This window comes from Flavobacterium sp. (genome assembly GCF_043760115.1).
In the GTDB taxonomy this organism is placed as follows: domain Bacteria; phylum Bacteroidota; class Bacteroidia; order Flavobacteriales; family Flavobacteriaceae; genus Flavobacterium.
The window spans coordinates 1-17,089 of sequence record NZ_JAYUPK010000114.1 but is presented as its reverse complement, the minus strand read 5'-3'; the positions used below and the strand labels follow the sequence as shown (position 1 = coordinate 17,089).

Below are 17,089 nucleotides of genomic sequence, written 5' to 3'. Positions count from 1 at the left end.
ATATAGAAAAAGCATTAAAAGAATTTGATGGCGATTACGATTTAGACGAACTCAGATTAATGCGAATTAAATTTATTAGTGAAGTTGCGAATTAATATTGAAATTTTTGATGTTCATTAATTTTATAAATAAGTTTTTTTAATTATCTTTATTTGATAATACTTACTTTTATTCAAAGATATTCCCAATATCATTACAATTAAACCTACTACTTTGTAAATTGTTTAATCGGCTAATGCCAAAAAACAAACAAATATGAGTAGGAAAAAATCTATATTAATTGTAGAAGATGAATTGATTATTTCTGCCAATATTGCAATGCAACTTGTTGATTTAGGTTATGAAGTGATTGGTAAAATTTCTAGAACTGATGAAGTGCTTCCAAGTATTAGAGATTGTATTCCAGATATTATTTTAATGGATATCAATCTAAAATCCGACATTGACGGAATTGAACTTGCGAAACTAATTCACAAAGAAAATAAAATTCCAATAATTTTTTAACTGCCAATGCTGACGAAGTTCGTTTTTAGTTAACCTTTCTCATATTGACGAAATTGCTACAAGTTACGTTATTGTTGCTAAAAAAGTAAACCTATAAATGCTGATGTATAAAAAAATGACAACTATAAACAAAATCATAAAGAAAAATGGTGGTTAAGTTACTTGTAATTTTTTCTTATTCTTCAAATAATTCACCGCGATGAGGTTTTAAAGAATCTCTAACAGCAATCATTTCATTGTCAGTAACCACCATAAAAGCTATGGCGTGCATTTCATTTATTACATTAAATCCTGTACTATTTAAAGATAATTTCTCAGCAATTATATATTCTTTTAGATGAATTTCGTGATGTTGTGCTGTTTTCTCTGATGCTTGACCACGAAAATCCCAAATCAATTTTATTTTTCTAGACATATTAATTGTTTTACGCTACAAAATTACAATAACAATTTTCATATTACTATTTTTGCTAAAAATAGAATATGCCTCGCGAATTACAACTACAAGTTACACCAGAAATTGCATCAAATGAAAATTTGTTATTGAATTATGTAGCTGCTAATTTAAAAGTCTCAACTTCAGATATAAATAAAATTATTCCGTTAAAACGTTCTATTGATGCAAGGCAAAAAGCAATAAAAATAAATTTAAAAGTTGCTGTAGTTTTAAAAGGAGAATCATATCAAGAAGAAAAAATAGATTTTCCAGAGTATAAAAACGTTGCTAATTCGCAAGAAGTTCTTGTGGTTGGCGCTGGACCAGCAGGATTATTTGCAGCTTTGCAATTAATAGAATTAGGATTAAAACCAATAGTTTTAGAGAGAGGAAAAGACGTTCGTGGCAGAAGAAGAGATTTAAAAGCCATAAATGTAGACCATATTGTAAACGAAGATTCTAATTATTGTTTTGGCGAAGGTGGAGCAGGAACTTATTCTGACGGAAAATTATACACACGATCAAAAAAACGTGGCGATGTTGACAGAATTTTAAAATTATTAGTAGCATTTGGTGCAACACCAGATATTCTCGTAGAAGCACATCCACATATTGGAACTAATAAATTACCCCAAATTATTCAAGACATTCGAGATAAAATTATTGAATGTGGCGGACAAGTTTTGTTTGAAACTCGTATTACAGATTTTATAATTAAAAACAATGAAATTCAAGGAGTTTTAACTCAAAAAGGCGATTCTATTTTAGCAAAAAAATTAATTCTTGCCACAGGACATTCTGCCAGAGATATTTTCGAATTATTAGACAAAAAGAAAATTTTTATTGAAGCAAAACCTTTTGCACTTGGCGTTAGAGCAGAACATCCGCAAGAGTTGATAGATAAAATTCAATACAGTTGCGATTATCGTGGCGCGTTTTTACCACCATCGCCATATAGTATTGTAAAACAAATAAATGGTCGCGGAATGTATTCTTTTTGTATGTGTCCTGGTGGCGTAATTGCACCTTGCGCAACAGCTCAAAATGAAGTGGTTACCAATGGTTGGTCACCATCTAAAAGAGATCAGGCAACTGCCAATTCTGGAATTGTAGTAGAATTAAAATTAGAAGATTTTAAACCATTTGCAAAATTTGGCGCACTTGCAGGATTAGAATTTCAAAAAAGTATTGAGCACAAAGCTTGGCAACTTGCAGGCGAAACCCAAAAAGTTCCAGCCCAACGAATGGTCGATTTTACACAATCTAAAGTTTCATCATCTATACCAAAAACATCTTATGTACCAGGAACAACTTCAGTAGAATTAGGACAAGTTTTTCCAAGTTTTTTAACTCAAATATTACGAGAAGGTTTTGTAGAATTTGGTAAATCAATGAACGGATATTTAACTAACGAAGCCATTCTTCACGCTCCAGAAAGTAGAACTTCTTCGCCAGTTAGAATCCCGAGAGATAATATCACTTATGAACATCTTCAAATAAAAGGTTTGTATCCTTGTGGTGAAGGCGCAGGTTATGCAGGAGGAATTATTTCGGCAGCAATTGATGGAGAGAAATGTGCTTTAAAAATTGCTGGGCTTTTATTCAAATAAAACATTCATTTTTAAATCATTTTGAACGTTACCCGAATATTGATTCTGTTGCAATCCAAAAGTAGTAACCATTGTCATTAAAACCGATTTTCTAGTTTTGGTTTCGGTTCTAAAAACTCCAATTTTGTTTCTTAAATCGGCATCATATTTTTTATCAATTTCAAATTCATTTACCGAAAATTTCATCTCGCATAAATTTACAACTTGGTCTCTTCTGTCAATAACTAAATCGATTTGCGCACCATTTACTGAATTTTTACTGCGCCAAGATGAGGTATTGGTTTCTATGCCACTAATTCCTAATCCTTTTTTTATTTGCTCTAAATGATGCAAACAAACTTGTTCAAATGCATATCCACTCCAAGCTCGATACTTTGGACTATCGATGGTTTTTATCCAAAAATTAGTGTCGGTTGTTTGATAATCTTTTATAAACTTTAAATAGAATAAGGTATAAAAATCGGATAATTGATATAAACTGTCTCTGTTTTTTTTATTAAATGGAATATACTTCCTTATAAATCCACTTTCTTCGAGTTCATTCAAAATAGTTGAAAGTCCACCACCATCAGATATTTTAGTTGCTGTAATAATTTCACTTCTGGTAAAACCTTTGCTTTTTTTTGCCAAAGCATCTACAATAAGTTCGTGTTTTTCAGCTTTAGAAAATAAGGATTTGAATACATTAGAAAATTCAGTTAACAGCAATCCATTTTTAGAAAAACAAATGGCATCAATATTTTGAGTTGCACTTAAACCTTTCTGAATTTCGTCCCAATAAAAAGGAATTCCGCCAAAAACCATATACAATTGAATAATTTGATATTGGCCCAAATTCATTTTTTTGGATTTTACAAATTGCTCACATTCTCTAAGTGTGAAAGGTTCTATTTTTAATCTAACCGTTACTCGATTATGCAATCCACCTTTATTATTAATTAATTTATTAATCATCCACGATGCTGCCGAACCGCAAACAATTAATAAAACATCGTTTCTTGCCGATGCCCAACTGTTCCAAAAATGTTCTAAACCACGTATAAATTTTGAATTCGGAGTATCAAACCAAGGTAGTTCATCTATAAAAATGACTTTCTTTTTTTGTTTAGATTTTTCTATGCAATTTTTTATTTGCTGAAATGCTTCAATCCAATTTTTTGGTTTTAGATTTAAAGCAGGATATTGTTCGTTATAACCAATTTGAAAATTAAGCAGCTGTTCTTGCAATGTTGCATCTGCAATTCCTGTAAGCTGAAAAGTGAATTTACCTTTAAAATGTTCTCTTATTAAATAGGTTTTACCCACACGTCTTCGTCCATAAAGTGCCATGAATTCTGACTTTTCCGAAAGATATTTTTCTTCAAACAGTGCTATTTCATTTTCTCTTCCTACCATGATTTATATATTTCAATTCTGCTGTAAATATATAAAAAAATACTTTTACAGCGAAAAATACTTCATCTTATACTTTAATATATTCCTATTAAATAATTTTCAATTCTGCTGTAACTATTATAAAAAATATACTTACAGCGGAATTTAACGCAATAAAATAAAAAAATCGCCCAATTTCTTGAACGATTTTTTACTTGAATTAATAATTATTTATTCTTTTTCAATTTATCTTTAAAAACCTTTTCAAATTTTTCAATTTTGGGTTGAATTACCATTTGACAATATTGTTTATTTTTATTTTTTGCATAATAATCTTGATGATACTCGTCTGCTTTATAAAATTTAGTAAAAGGTTCTAATGTTGTTACTATTGGACTATCATATACTTTAGCTTTTTTTAAATCGGCAATAATACTTTGAGCAGCTTTTTTCTGCTCTTCATTTTTGTAAAAAATAACAGATCTGTATTGCGTTCCTTCATCTGCACCTTGAAGATTTAATGTTGTAGGATCATGAACAGTGAAAAACACTTTAAAAATTTCATTTAAATTTGTTATCGATTTGTCATAAGTAATTTGTACAACTTCTGCTGCACCAGTTGTACCAGAAGAAACTTCTTCATAAGTAGGATTTAATTTTTTTCCTCCAGAAAACCCAGAAACTACTGATGTTACTCCATTTAAATTTTCGTAAACTGCTTCAACACACCAATAACATCCACCACCAAGTGTAATGGTTTCTAGATTTGTATTGACATTTTTTTTCTGCGCAACTAGTATATTAGTACAAATGATTGCTAAAAAAATTAATTTTTTCATAACTTATTTTTCAGAGTCAGGATCAAATTCTAACGAAACAGAGTTCATGCAATATCTTTTACCAGTTGGTTCTGGTCCATCATCAAAAAGATGTCCTAAATGCGCATCGCATCTTCCGCAAAGTGCTTCTGTTCTTACCATTCCATAAGATTTATCTACTTTATAAACTACACTGTTTTTATTTTCTTGTTCAAAAAAACTTGGCCAACCACAACTGCTTTGAAATTTTTGATCCGATTTAAATAATTTATTTCCACAAGCAGCACAATAGTAGGTTCCTTTAGATTCAGAATCCCAAAGTTTTCCTGTAAATGCTCTTTCTGTATCACCTTCTCTTGCAGTTGCATATAAATCTTGAGGTAAAACTTTCTTCCATTCTGCATCTGAAACGTTAAGTTTTTCAGTACTTGTTCTAGAATAATAAGGATTTGTCATTTTATTAGTTTTAGTTAAAAGTTTAATTTCTGTAGGTTTTTCTTCTGTTGAATTAGTTTTTTGAGCACAAGCAGACAAGAACATACATAATGTAAAAGTAATTGGTGCAAGTATTGATTTTAAGTTTTTCATTTTGCTTATTTTATTATACAAATTTACACATCATTTACGAGTTTAAATGTCGCACAGTTTGCAATTTGTCTAGAATTAAGTAAAGTTTAACTTTTGTTTCATGATGTAAATATCAACACAAGTTAAACTTTTCACAATCTTAAAAAACCATAATTTTAAAACTCTTTTTTTGTATTTTTACCGAGTAATAAATAAATATGCAGGAAGAAAAAGTTATTTTAGTTAATGAAAAAGACGAGCAAATTGGTTTAATGCCAAAACTTGAAGCACATGAAAAAGCCATTTTGCATCGTGCGTTCTCAGTATTTGTTTTAAATTCTAAAAACGAAATAATGTTGCAGCAACGTGCGCATCATAAATATCATTCTCCATTATTGTGGACAAATACTTGTTGCAGTCATCAACGAAATGGCGAAACCAATATTAAAGCTGGAATAAGACGATTGGAAGAAGAAATGGGATTTGTAACAGAATTGAAAGAATTATTTCATTTTATATACAAAGCACCGTTCGATAATGGATTGACAGAGCACGAGTTAGATCATGTTATGATTGGTTATTATAATGACGAACCTAAAATTAATGATGAAGAAGTTGCCTCATGGAAATGGATGGCAATTGATGATGTAGAAAAGGATATACAAGAAAATCCAGAAATTTATACAGTTTGGTTCAAAATAATATTTGACGAATTTTACCATTTTCTTGAAGATCATAAATTATAATTTTAAAATTTTATTTAACAAATACCAAATGAGAGTAACTTTATCAAGAAAAGCACATTTTAATGCCGCACACAGGTTGTACAGAAAAGATTGGTCTATGGAGCAAAATGATGCCATATTTGGAAAATGCAATAACCCCAATTTTCATGGACACAATTACGAATTAGTTGTAAGTGTTACAGGAGAAATTGATAAAGAAACTGGTTATGTTCTTGATGTTAAGTTTCTTACAGACATGATAAAAGAAGACATTGAAAAAGAATTTGACCATAAAAATCTAAATCTTGATGTTCCAGAATTTCAAGATTTAAATCCAACAGCCGAAAATATAGTAGTTGTAATTTGGAATAAATTAAGAAAAAAAATCAAACCAGAATTAGATTTGGAAGTTGTTCTATATGAAACTCCACGAAATTTTGTAACCTATAATGGAAACTAATGGAATTAAAAATTGGAGATAAAATTCCGAATTTTACACTTAATGATGCTAACGGAAATACCTTTGATAGTTCATCATTATTAGGAAAACCATCAGTAGTTTATTTTTATCCAAAAGATAACACCGCAGGTTGTACTGCACAAGCATGCAGTTTTCGTGATCAATATGAAGATTTTAAAGATTTAGGAGCAGTAGTTATTGGAATTAGTAGTGACAGCGTTTTATCTCATCAAAAATTTGCAAAACAATATAAATTACCATTTGTTTTATTATCAGATGCTTCTAAAAAAGTTAGAAAACTATTTGGAGTTCCAACAGGAATGTTTGGATTAATTCCAGGAAGAGTTACTTATGTTGCAGATAAAGAAGGAATTATAAAAATGATTTTTGATAGTATGATGCCTAAAAATCATATTTCTAATGCTTTAAAAGCGATAAAAAAAATGTAACATTTTAATAAATGTCTAAAATGAAATTACAATGCTATCCATTACAATTTGAACCAATTTTAAAAGATCGAATTTGGGGTGGAACTAAATTAAAATCCTATTTAAACAAACCAATTCAATCAAATGTAACTGGCGAAAGTTGGGAAATTTCAACTGTAGAAAACGATGTTAGCATTATTTCAAATGGAATTTTTAAAGGAAAATCGTTTGTAGAATTAATAAATTTATATCCAGAAGAAATTTTGGGAACTAAAGTGTATAAAAATTTTGGAAAACAATTTCCATTGCTTTTTAAATACCTTGATGCACGAGAAGATTTATCAATTCAGTTGCATCCTAATGATGATTTGGCTAAAAAGCGTCACAATTCATTTGGAAAAACCGAAATGTGGTATGTAATGCAAGCCGATGAGAATGCTAGATTGATTGTTGGTTTTAAAGAAAAATCTAATAAAGAAGAGTACATAAAAAGTATCGAAGATAAAAAATTGCTTTCAATTTTAGATACAAAAAAAGTTAGTAAAGGAGATGTTTTTTTCTTAGAAACTGGAACAATTCACGCCATTGGTGCAGGAATTGTAATTGCAGAAATTCAACAAACATCTGACATTACTTATAGAATATATGACTTTGATAGAGTAGATGCCAACGGAAATAAAAGAGAATTGCATAATGATTTGGCACTTGAAGCAATAAACTATAACGTTGTTAATGCTGAAAAGAAATATAAAAAAATAGACAATTTTGTTAATGAAGTTGTTGATTGCGAATATTTTACAACAAATTATATTCCTTTGACAGATGTTTTAAAATTCGAATTAAATAAAGAATCTTTTAAAGTTTTAATGTGTGTTGAAGGAAATTTTGAATTAAAATTAAATGAAACAATTTATAAATATAATGTCGGTGATACAATATTGATTCCAGCTTTTATAGATACATTTGAATTATCTGGAAAAGCATCATTATTAGAAATTTACATTTCATAGTCGTTAATCTAAAGATTATATGTAATTTTGCATCGAATTTTAAAAATAGAATAAAATGCCAAGTGTTAAAAATTTAAAGAAAGACATCAATTTTGTATTAGGTGATATTATTGAAGCAGTTTACATTTATGAAATGTCTACCACAGGAAAACCTTCAGAAAAAACTAATGCGGTAATTGATGAAGCAATTGCAACTTTTGACAATTTAATTGTTAAAGTAAATGCTAAAAAAGTAGAAGATAAAAAAGCACATTTCAAGCAAATTAATGTAGAACTAGAACAAGCTGCAAATCAATTGGTTGAAAAAATAAATACTTTGTAGTTAAAAATAATTCGATAAAAAGTAGTAAAATATTTTGCATAATTAATTTCAACTATTATATTTGCAATCGAATTGAAGACGCCAGCGTAGCTCAGTTGGCTAGAGCAGCTGATTTGTAATCAGCAGGTCGTGGGTTCGAGTCCCTCCGCCGGCTCAATTTTAAACCATTTTATTGAAAAATAAAATGGTTTTTTTGTTAAAAAAAATCCATTTCAATATAATTTTGAAATGGATTTTGAAATTTATAAAAAATAAAATTTACTTTCTATTTATAACTCGTTCTACTGCTTCAACAATTGCTTGATTGTTTAATTTATATTTTTCCATCAATTGTTCTGGAGTTCCGCTTTCGCCAAATGAATCTTGAACTGCTACAAACTCTTGTGGTGTTGGATTATTTAAAGCTAAAGTTCTTGCAACGCTTTCTCCTAAACCACCTAGAATATTATGTTCTTCGGCAGTTACCACGCAACCAGTTTTTGCAATAGATTTTAAAATTGCTTCTTCATCTAATGGTTTTATGGTATGAATATTTATTACTTCAGCAGAAATTCCTTTTGCTTCTAAAGCTTCTGCTGCAAGTAATGCTTCCCAAACTAAATGTCCTGTTGCAATAATTGTTACATCTTTTCCTTCGTTTAACAGAATTGCTTTTCCTATTACAAATTCTTCATCTGCTGGCATAAAATTAGGCACAACTGGACGACCAAAGCGTAAATAAACTGGACCATGATGATTTGCAATTGCAAGCGTTGCAGCTTTTGTTTGATTGTAATCGCAGGTATTAATTACTGTCATTCCTGGTAACATTTTCATAAGTCCAATATCTTCTAGAATTTGATGAGTTGCACCATCTTCACCAAGTGTCAATCCTGCGTGAGATGCACAAATTTTCACATTTTTATCAGAATAAGCAACAGATTGACGAATTTGATCATAAACTCTTCCAGTAGAAAAGTTGGCGAATGTTCCTGTAAACGGAATTTTTCCTCCAATTGTTAATCCTGCAGCAATTCCAATCATGTTAGCTTCAGCAATTCCTATTTGAAAGAAACGTTCTGGATGATTTTTCTTGAAATCGTCAAATTTTAATGAACCTATTAAATCGGCACAAAGTGCAACAACATTTTCATTTTTTTGTCCCAATTCGGTCATTCCTGCACCAAATCCTGAACGTGTATCTTTACTTCCTGTGTTTGTATATTTTTTCATTGAGTTGTGTTATTATGTAAAAAATTGGTTATTGGACCATATTTAATTGAAGTTTCCGCTCCAGAAAATGATAGCGTGTAATTTATTTTTTTTATATTAATTATTTTACTTTCAAAAATTTTTTTTCCATCGAATAAACATATTATTTTTTCTAAATTTTGATTTTTGATTGCATCAATATTATATTTTTTTATTATAAAATTTTTAATGTTTTTATCTTCAAAATTCTCAATATTATTATTGTTTGAAAAAATATAATAGTGTTCATTTACAATTTTCTTCTTTTTTTTATTTTTAAATTGTGTTATATGTACAATGCTAACATTACTAATTGAATCGTATTCATATTCAAAATCTTCAACATATTTTTTAGTATTATATTTATGAAACGCTACATTATTATAAAGTTTATTGATTTTTATTTTGCCTAAATCTTTTACATTATTGTAATTAAAATCAATTTTAAATTTTACAAGAATAGAGTTTTTAAAATCATTTAATCCTGAATAAATAGAATCATTAATTTTATAAACACTCATATTATATGTGGAATCTCTACTGTTGTTAAAATAAAAAACTTTTGAATAGAATTTTTTATCGTATTTATTTACAATTTGCTCAGTACAAGTATCAAAAAAATAATTAAACTGTTTTTCTTTTTGAGAATAACAAAATGAATTGACTAAAAAAATAATAATGATAAATATCCTTTTCATAAATTAATAATCTCCTAAAGTTTCTAAATTCTGAGCCAAAGCAGTTTCAAGTTGCGCATCATTAGGCGCTTTTCCGTGCCAAGCGTGACTGTACATCATGTAATCTACACCATTTCCCATTTCGGTATGTAATAAAATACAAACTGGTTTTCCTTTTCCAGTTCTTGATTTTGCTTCGTTCAATCCAATAATTATGGCTTCAATATTGTTTCCTTCTTTTATTTCAAGAACATCCCAATCAAAAGCTTCAAACTTTGCTCTAATACTTCCCATTGGTAAAACTTCATCAGTTGATCCATCAATTTGCTTTCCATTTAAATCGATAGTTGCAATCAAATTATCAACTTTTTTTGCTGATGCATACATTATTGCTTCCCAATTTTGACCTTCTTGCAACTCGCCATCACCATGAAGAGAATAAATTAAATGATTACAATTATTAAGTTTTTTAGCTTGCGCAGCACCAATTGCTACAGACATTCCTTGTCCTAAAGAACCAGATGCAATTCTAACTCCAGGTAAACCTTCGTGAGTTGTTGGATGACCTTGCAAACGCGAATTAAGTTTTCTAAAAGTTGCTAATTCTGAAACTGGAAAATAGCCGCTTCTGGCTAAAACGCTGTAAAAAACAGGAGAAATATGACCGTTAGAAAGAAAAAATAAATCTTCTCCAATTCCGTTCATGTCAAATCCTACTTTTCTGTCCATAATTTCTTGATACAATGCTACCAAAAACTCTGTACAACCAAGTGAACCACCAGGATGACCAGAATTTACGGCATGCACCATTCTAAGAATGTCTCTTCGTACTTGTGTTGAAAAATCGTTTAGTTGTTGTGTGTTAGACATTTTGTGTAGTTAAAAATTTAAAACTCAAAAGTAAATGTTATTTTTAGGTGCGGCAAATGAATTTGTTATAAGTTGTAAAATGTTTTAAACAAAAAAAAGTCCCACCGAAGCAGGACTAAAGATTTCTCTATTCCGCAGAGGCGGATTATTGTGATAAGATTAAAGATTATAAATTTTAATAAAAAAAAAGTCCCACCGAAGCAGGACTAAAGAAATAAATCTACGGCATATAGCCTTATTGTGATAAGATTAAAGATTAGAAATTTTAATCATTACAAATGTATATAAAAAAACTTTACATTAGCAATAAAAAAAATATTTTACCAAAATGCGGAAAACCGTAAAATAGTTATTTTAAAACTATTTACCTTTCGAAATTATTATAAATACAGATTATTATGGCAAAGATTTTAGGATTGGATTTGGGAACTAACTCAATTGGTTGGGCATTAATTGATGATAAATTTAATAAAATTATTGGAATTGGAAGTAGAATTTTTCCAATGGGAGTTGAGAATTTGGGTGATGGAGATAATGAAATGTCTAAAAATGCAAGTAGAACTGGAGCAAGAGGTGTTCGTCGTCAATTTTTTAGAAGAAGATTAAGAAAGAAAATTTTACTTCAGGAACTTTCTAATAATAATATGTGTCCAATTGATGAAAAAGATTTCGAAGATTGGAAAAAAACAAAATTATTTCCAACGGACAAATTAGCAAATTGGTTTGCATTAAATCCTTATGAATTGCGTCAAAAAGTATTGAATGAAAAACTTTCATTAGAAGAAATTGGTAGAATTTTTTATCACTTAATTCAAAGAAGAGGTTTTTTGAGCAATAGTAGAAAAAGCGGAAGCGATGATGGTGCTATTTTTAAAGGAAATGCCAAAGAAGGAAAAATTGGTATCGATGATACATTAGAAAGTATTGAAGGCAAAACCTTAGGTTCTTATCTTTATGAAATTTATCCAAAAGAAAATCAGCCCTTTCAAGATGGTTTAGAAAGAATTAGAAACAGATATACCACTCGTAAAATGTATGTGGATGAATTTGAATTAATTTGGGAGAAACAAGCACAATATCATTCAGTTTTAAATTATGATTTAAAAACAATTTTTGGAGGAAGAAAGCAAGATAGTTATAAAGAAGATGGAATATTATTTCATCAACGACCTTTGCGTTCTCAAAAGCATTTGGTTGGTAATTGTTCATTTGAAACTACAAAAACTAAATGCCCAACAAGCGCAATTCCTGTTGAAATGTTTAGAATTTATCAATGGGTAAATACGGTTGAATATAATGGGATTAAAATTTCAAAAGAGGAAAAGGACCAAATAATTGAACAATTACTTTCGTTTGATAAAATAGAATTTAAAAAACTCAGAAAAGCAATTGGTAAAGAAAGTGCCGAATTCAAATTCAATTACAAAGACGATGATAAAATAGTTGGAACACATACTATTTCTAATTTGTCTAACAAAAAATTTTTTGGCAAAAAATGGTTTGAATTTTCAGAGAAAGAGCAAGAAGATATTTGGCACGTTTTATACTTTTTTGATAGTAAATCTAACTTAAAAGAATATGCTATCAATAATTGGAAATTTACAGAAGAGCAAGCTATTGCAATTTCAAAATTTAATGTTAAAGATGGATATGCCAGTTTGAGTAGAAAAGCAATTGGAAATATTTTACCATTTCTGCAACAAGGTTATACTTATGATGTTGCAGTTGTTATGGGAGGAATTAAAAACACTTTTGGCGAAAAATGGCAAAATGACACGTTAGAAAACAATCAAAAACAATCCGATTTAATTGATAATGTTGAAGGAATAATTAGGTCTAAAATCTCAGGTGGATTCATCGATACTATTAAAGATTTACTTAGGAAAGATTTTCGATATGATGACAAACAATTAAAAAAATTGTACCACCATTCGGCATCAATTGACTCAAAAATAGTATTAGAAAAATTACCAGTAGGCAAAGATGCTGATAAAGAAATTCAAGCTATTAGAAACCCAATTGTAATTACAGCTTTATTTGAATTACGTAAATTAGTAAATGAATTAATAGAAGAACACGGACAACTTGATGAAATAAAAGTGGAGATGGCTCGTGATTTAAAAATTTCGAAAACACAACGAAATAAAATACGTAGGGATCAGAAACGATTAGAACGAGAAAATGACAGAATAAAAAGTGAAGTAGAAAAATATACTAGAGTTACGCACGATAATATTTTAAAATTCAAACTTTGGGAAGAATGTAAACAAACTTGTCCTTATACTGGCGTTGCAATTTCTGTTGCAAAATTATTTACTGGCGAAATACAAATAGAACACATTCATCCTTGGAGTCGTTCGTTAAATGATAGTTTCAATAATAAAACACTATGTTGGGCAAAAGAAAATGGTTTAAAAGGTAACAAAACGCCTTATGAATATTATGGAAATGATGAATTAAATTGGTCAGCAATTAAAGAACGAGCTTTAAAATTGTTTTCCGACACCAAAGAATATCCAAACGCTTATCAAAAATTCAAACGATTTGTGCAACAAAAGTTTGATGATGATTTTACTTCTAGACAATTAAATGATACACGATTTATTAGTAAAGAAGCGTCAACATATTTATCAAAAATTTGCAAAAAAGTAAATGTTTCTCCAGGACAAATGACTGCCAATATGCGTCAAAAATGGGGTTTGAATACTGTTTTGAATGACGAAAATGCCAAAACACGTGAAGACCATCGTCATCACGCAATTGATGCTTTGGTTATGGCTTGTGGTAAAACAAGTTATTTACAAGAATTATCAAAATGGAATCGATATAATAGAAACTACGATTTAAAAGATTTTCCAATGCCTTGGGAAACATTTCGACTTGATGCTGAAAAAGCAGTTGACAAAATATTGATTTCACATAAACGTATTTCAAATGATATTACTATTCGATATACCAAAGTTGAGAAAAATGGAAAAACACATATCAATAAAGGAGTTGCTGCTCGAGGTCAATTGCATAAGGAATTTGTTTATGGTAAAAGAACTGCTCCTTTTAGTGATGAAGCATACCATATTAGAAAATCAATAGATAGTTTAACAACTGAGAAACAATTAGAAAAAGTGGTTGACCAAACCATTAGAAAATTAATTCTTAAAAGGATTCAAGAACTTGGTGGATTTATAAAAGGAACTATTCCTGCGAACACTTTTTTCATTTTTGATGAGAATGGAGTAAAGCAACCTCAAATTTTCTTACCTAATAAAAATGGTAATCCAGTTCCTATCTTAAAAGTAAGAATGAAAGAAAATTTTAGCGGAGCAGAAAAACTAAAAGACAATGTAAATCAATGGGTAAATCCTAGAAATAATCATCATGTACTTATTTATAAAGATGAAAAAGGAAATTTAAAAGAGAAAACAGTTACTTTTTGGACAGTAGTAGAACGAAAACGAACAGGAGAAAACATTTTTAAGTTACCGATTGATGGTTTAGAAATAATAACGATATTACAAAGAAATGATATGTTTTTATTAGGATTAAATGAAGATGAAATCAATTGGAATAATCTTGATTTTGAAATTTTAAAAGAGCATTTATTTAAGGTTCAAACAATTTCAGAAATGTTTTATGAATTTAGATTAAATTCTGATGCAACTCAAAATAAAGATACAAATTCAAGTGCTTTTAGGAGAATAAGTAGTTTTAAAGGTTGGGAAACATTTAATCCAATAAAAGTAAAAATTTCAGTTTCTGGGAAAATTAAAAAAATATAATTTTGAAAAATGAATCAGTTAAATTTATCAAAAGAACAAATTGCAAAAATTCAAGCTAAATTAGATAGAGCTGGAAAAAGTGGATTTAGTAAAAAGACAAAAGAGGAACTTTTAAATGAGATAAAAAAAAGACTTGGTTTGTCTTAATATAAAAAAAACGCGTTCATTGACATACAATTTTCATAGTCTTAAACAGCCAAACCACAACTGGAAGTTATGGCATCTGCCTCGCAAAAGATGCAAGAACTTTCAGTTGTGGTTTGATTAAAGATTAGAAAACACGATATTATGTAGATAATACAAGCGATATTAATAAGGGTTGTGGTTTGATTAAAGATTAGAAAACACGATATTAGAAACATGGGATGAACAAGCTAGATTGTTGTTGTGGTTTGATTAAAGATTAGAAAACACGATATTTCGTCAAAACTCAAATGTTTCTTTAGACGTGTTGTGGTTTGATTAAAGATTAGAAAACACGATATTCTAGTAAATTGGCAGGTTGAAAGCGGTCGCGTTGTGGTTTGATTAAAGATTAGAAAACACGATATTATGTTCAAGGGTATTCAGGAATACGTAATCGTTGTGGTTTGATTAAAGATTAGAAAACACGATATTTAATTTTTTTTAGCAACTCGACAACACCAGGTTGTGGTTTGATTAAAGATTAGAAAACACGATATTCAGGTGGAGACAAACACAAAATCATAAACCGTTGTGGTTTGATTAAAGATTAGAAAACACGATATTAACTAGCTGCTGCGAGAAAACAAGCTTCGTGTTGTGGTTTGATTAAAGATTAGAAAACACGATATTTAATAGAATTTAATCCTGCTAAATTGTATTGTTGTGGTTTGATTAAAGATTAGAAAACACGATATTTTTTAAAAGCAAACATACAAGGAATAATTGGTTGTGGTTTGATTAAAGATTAGAAAACACGATATTAAGTTTAGCTCTACTAGTAGAAATTGGTAGTTGTGGTTTGATTAAAGATTAGAAAACACGATATTTAAATCTAATTTCTCCAATGACATCAAACAGTTGTGGTTTGATTAAAGATTAGAAAACACGATATTAAGGCACAGAATTAACCGATACTGTTGCAAGTTGTGGTTTGATTAAAGATTAGAAAACACGATATTTGAATTATTTTCAATGTGAATTCTTTTAGGTTGTGGTTTGATTAAAGATTAGAAAACACGATATTACGCAAATGAAGTTCAAAAATATCAAATACGTTGTGGTTTGATTAAAGATTAGAAAACACGATATTTCTTGATCCTCCATACCATCACAGCACAAGGTTGTGGTTTGATTAAAGATTAGAAAACACGATATTATAATTTATTTTTTTAAAAAAAGCCGTGCCGTTGTGGTTTGATTAAAGATTAGAAAACACGATATTCCAAAATAACAAATTCAATACTAAAACAGGGTTGTGGTTTGATTAAAGATTAGAAAACACGATATTTCAAGCAATATTAAGTGTTGTAGGTGTAGTGTTGTGGTTTGATTAAAGATTAGAAAACACGATATTGAACATTGGTTCCTATACATTCAATGGTTGGTTGTGGTTTGATTAAAGATTAGAAAACACGATATTTGGTCATTATATGCTTGCAAACAATGGAAGGTTGTGGTTTGATTAAAGATTAGAAAACACGATATTAGTTGGCTTGTTACCTCCTAATAATCAAGAGAATAAAGTGAAATATCGTAATAAAAAATGCTCCTTTTTTGGTTTGATAAGCCATTATTGGAGCATTTTTTTATTTCAAAAGTTGTGGTTTACAAACACCAAGTATTTATTTTTTATTGGAGTGTTTGTAAATCGAAAAATAAACACATTTGTTTTAACAGTCATAAGTTCGGATTTTTCGATTTCAAAAGTTGTGGTTTACAAACACCAAGTATTTATTTTTTATTGGAGTGTTTGTGAATCGAAAAATAAACACATTTGTTTTAACAGTCATAATTTCGGATTTTTCGATTTGATAAGCCATTATTGGAGCATTTTTTTAGTTGTAATTATTTTCATAGTTATTTTAAAATTAATTTTGTTATTTGCAATGCGTAGGGACAGGTCGCGACCTGTCAGTACATATGCGAATAAATATCAAAGAATAAATATCAAAGAATAAATATCAAAATGAAAAATAGAAAAGGAAATAGGTTAAAAGGATATGATTATTCAAAAGATAATTTATATTTTATTACATCATGTGTAAAAAATATGGAATGTTGTTTTGGAGATGTGGTTCTCGTAGGGACAGGTCGCG

The 17,089-nt window shown here is 29.3% G+C and carries 16 protein-coding genes, 1 tRNA gene and 1 CRISPR repeat array; of the genes, 10 read left to right on the top strand and 7 right to left on the bottom strand.

The genetic code is table 11. The annotated features are described in order from the left end of the window. The first annotated feature begins 255 nt into the window (after positions 1-255). Complete coding sequence (locus tag ACH2BC_RS09835; RefSeq protein WP_395053822.1) at positions 256-504, top strand: response regulator; 249 nt, start codon at positions 256-258, stop codon at positions 502-504. 175 nt (positions 505-679) lie between these two features. On the opposite strand, the gene ACH2BC_RS09830 is transcribed toward ACH2BC_RS09835, so the two are convergent. Then, on the bottom strand, positions 680-919 hold the full coding sequence (locus ACH2BC_RS09830) for a hypothetical protein (protein ID WP_395053821.1): 240 nt from the start codon (positions 917-919) through the stop codon (positions 680-682). Positions 920-987: 68 nt separating this feature from the next. On the opposite strand from ACH2BC_RS09830, the gene ACH2BC_RS09825 reads away from it, so the two are divergent. Further along, positions 988-2,550: an NAD(P)/FAD-dependent oxidoreductase gene (locus ACH2BC_RS09825; RefSeq protein ID WP_395053820.1), complete on the top strand. Its 1,563-nt coding sequence runs from the start codon at positions 988-990 to the stop codon at positions 2,548-2,550. Here the strand turns inward: ACH2BC_RS09825 and ACH2BC_RS09820 are convergent. From ACH2BC_RS09820 to msrB, 3 genes are all read right to left on the bottom strand, one after another. Next, a complete protein-coding gene (locus tag ACH2BC_RS09820) occupies positions 2,539-3,945 on the bottom strand; it encodes an ATP-binding protein (RefSeq protein ID WP_395053819.1) in 1,407 nt (468 codons plus the stop codon). The genes ACH2BC_RS09825 and ACH2BC_RS09820 overlap by 12 nt on opposite strands. Positions 3,946-4,151: 206 nt before the next feature. After that, on the bottom strand, positions 4,152-4,763 hold the full coding sequence (msrA, locus tag ACH2BC_RS09815; RefSeq protein ID WP_395053818.1) for a peptide-methionine (S)-S-oxide reductase MsrA: 612 nt from the start codon (positions 4,761-4,763) through the stop codon (positions 4,152-4,154). Between the two features lie 3 nt (positions 4,764-4,766). Next, positions 4,767-5,330 carry a peptide-methionine (R)-S-oxide reductase MsrB gene (gene msrB / locus ACH2BC_RS09810; RefSeq protein WP_395053817.1) on the bottom strand — a complete coding sequence of 188 codons (564 nt, stop codon included), beginning with the start codon at positions 5,328-5,330 and terminating at the stop codon, positions 4,767-4,769. A gap of 197 nt (positions 5,331-5,527) precedes the next feature. Here msrB and idi point away from each other — a divergent pair, with 197 nt between their 5' ends. From idi to ACH2BC_RS09780, 6 genes are all read left to right on the top strand, one after another. After that, positions 5,528-6,055, top strand: a complete 528-nt coding sequence (gene idi / locus ACH2BC_RS09805; protein WP_395053816.1) for an isopentenyl-diphosphate Delta-isomerase — start codon at positions 5,528-5,530, stop codon at positions 6,053-6,055. Positions 6,056-6,083: 28 nt separating this feature from the next. Beyond that, a complete protein-coding gene (locus tag ACH2BC_RS09800; protein WP_395053815.1) occupies positions 6,084-6,494 on the top strand; it encodes a 6-pyruvoyl trahydropterin synthase family protein in 411 nt (136 codons plus the stop codon). Next, positions 6,494-6,943: a peroxiredoxin gene (locus ACH2BC_RS09795; protein ID WP_395053814.1), complete on the top strand. Its 450-nt coding sequence runs from the start codon at positions 6,494-6,496 to the stop codon at positions 6,941-6,943. Before ACH2BC_RS09800 ends, ACH2BC_RS09795 begins: the two co-directional genes overlap by 1 nt. A 20-nt stretch (positions 6,944-6,963) precedes the next feature. Next, positions 6,964-7,932: a type I phosphomannose isomerase catalytic subunit gene (locus tag ACH2BC_RS09790; protein WP_395053813.1), complete on the top strand. Its 969-nt coding sequence runs from the start codon at positions 6,964-6,966 to the stop codon at positions 7,930-7,932. Positions 7,933-7,987: 55 nt separating this feature from the next. After that, positions 7,988-8,254 (top strand): hypothetical protein, encoded by a 267-nt coding sequence (locus tag ACH2BC_RS09785; RefSeq protein ID WP_395053812.1) that lies wholly within the window; start codon positions 7,988-7,990, stop codon positions 8,252-8,254. A gap of 80 nt (positions 8,255-8,334) precedes the next feature. After that, positions 8,335-8,408: transfer RNA gene (locus ACH2BC_RS09780), tRNA-Thr, on the top strand. A gap of 104 nt (positions 8,409-8,512) precedes the next feature. On the opposite strand, the gene ACH2BC_RS09775 is transcribed toward ACH2BC_RS09780, so the two are convergent. The 3 genes from ACH2BC_RS09775 to ACH2BC_RS09765 all read right to left on the bottom strand — a co-directional run bounded on the left by ACH2BC_RS09775 (position 8,513) and on the right by ACH2BC_RS09765 (position 11,031). Then, positions 8,513-9,466, bottom strand: a complete 954-nt coding sequence (locus ACH2BC_RS09775) for a transketolase family protein (RefSeq protein WP_395053811.1) — start codon at positions 9,464-9,466, stop codon at positions 8,513-8,515. Then, complete coding sequence (locus ACH2BC_RS09770) at positions 9,463-10,005, bottom strand: hypothetical protein (RefSeq protein WP_395053810.1); 543 nt, start codon at positions 10,003-10,005, stop codon at positions 9,463-9,465. Before ACH2BC_RS09770 ends, ACH2BC_RS09775 begins: the two co-directional genes overlap by 4 nt. Positions 10,006-10,185: 180 nt before the next feature. After that, positions 10,186-11,031, bottom strand: coding sequence for a transketolase (locus ACH2BC_RS09765; protein WP_395053809.1), 846 nt, complete (start codon positions 11,029-11,031; stop codon positions 10,186-10,188). A gap of 398 nt (positions 11,032-11,429) precedes the next feature. Between ACH2BC_RS09765 and cas9 the strand changes: the two genes are divergently transcribed. Continuing rightward, positions 11,430-14,807, top strand: coding sequence for a type II CRISPR RNA-guided endonuclease Cas9 (gene cas9 / locus ACH2BC_RS09760; protein ID WP_395053808.1), 3,378 nt, complete (start codon positions 11,430-11,432; stop codon positions 14,805-14,807). A gap of 9 nt (positions 14,808-14,816) precedes the next feature. Then, positions 14,817-14,954, top strand: a complete 138-nt coding sequence (locus tag ACH2BC_RS09755; protein ID WP_395053807.1) for a hypothetical protein — start codon at positions 14,817-14,819, stop codon at positions 14,952-14,954. Positions 14,955-15,059: 105 nt separating this feature from the next. After that, positions 15,060-16,479: direct repeats of the CRISPR family, unit length 36 nt; unit sequence GTTGTGGTTTGATTAAAGATTAGAAAACACGATATT. Positions 16,480-17,089 lie beyond the last annotated feature (610 nt).

Coding starts and splice junctions, on each gene's coding strand:
- ACH2BC_RS09785 (WP_395053812.1), top strand. CDS start 7,988: ATGCCAAGTGTTAAAAATTTAAAGAAAGACATCAATTTTGTATTAGGT.
- ACH2BC_RS09755 (WP_395053807.1), top strand. CDS start 14,817: ATGAATCAGTTAAATTTATCAAAAGAACAAATTGCAAAAATTCAAGCT.
- ACH2BC_RS09825 (WP_395053820.1), top strand. CDS start 988: ATGCCTCGCGAATTACAACTACAAGTTACACCAGAAATTGCATCAAAT.
- ACH2BC_RS09830 (WP_395053821.1), bottom strand. CDS start 919: ATGTCTAGAAAAATAAAATTGATTTGGGATTTTCGTGGTCAAGCATCA.
- ACH2BC_RS09790 (WP_395053813.1), top strand. CDS start 6,964: ATGAAATTACAATGCTATCCATTACAATTTGAACCAATTTTAAAAGAT.
- ACH2BC_RS09765 (WP_395053809.1), bottom strand. CDS start 11,031: ATGTCTAACACACAACAACTAAACGATTTTTCAACACAAGTACGAAGA.
- ACH2BC_RS09770 (WP_395053810.1), bottom strand. CDS start 10,005: ATGAGTGTTTATAAAATTAATGATTCTATTTATTCAGGATTAAATGAT.
- idi (WP_395053816.1), top strand. CDS start 5,528: ATGCAGGAAGAAAAAGTTATTTTAGTTAATGAAAAAGACGAGCAAATT.
- msrA (WP_395053818.1), bottom strand. CDS start 4,763: ATGAAAAAATTAATTTTTTTAGCAATCATTTGTACTAATATACTAGTT.
- ACH2BC_RS09800 (WP_395053815.1), top strand. CDS start 6,084: ATGAGAGTAACTTTATCAAGAAAAGCACATTTTAATGCCGCACACAGG.
- ACH2BC_RS09820 (WP_395053819.1), bottom strand. CDS start 3,945: ATGGTAGGAAGAGAAAATGAAATAGCACTGTTTGAAGAAAAATATCTT.
- ACH2BC_RS09775 (WP_395053811.1), bottom strand. CDS start 9,466: ATGAAAAAATATACAAACACAGGAAGTAAAGATACACGTTCAGGATTT.
- ACH2BC_RS09835 (WP_395053822.1), top strand. CDS start 256: ATGAGTAGGAAAAAATCTATATTAATTGTAGAAGATGAATTGATTATT.
- msrB (WP_395053817.1), bottom strand. CDS start 5,330: ATGAAAAACTTAAAATCAATACTTGCACCAATTACTTTTACATTATGT.
- cas9 (WP_395053808.1), top strand. CDS start 11,430: ATGGCAAAGATTTTAGGATTGGATTTGGGAACTAACTCAATTGGTTGG.
- ACH2BC_RS09795 (WP_395053814.1), top strand. CDS start 6,494: ATGGAATTAAAAATTGGAGATAAAATTCCGAATTTTACACTTAATGAT.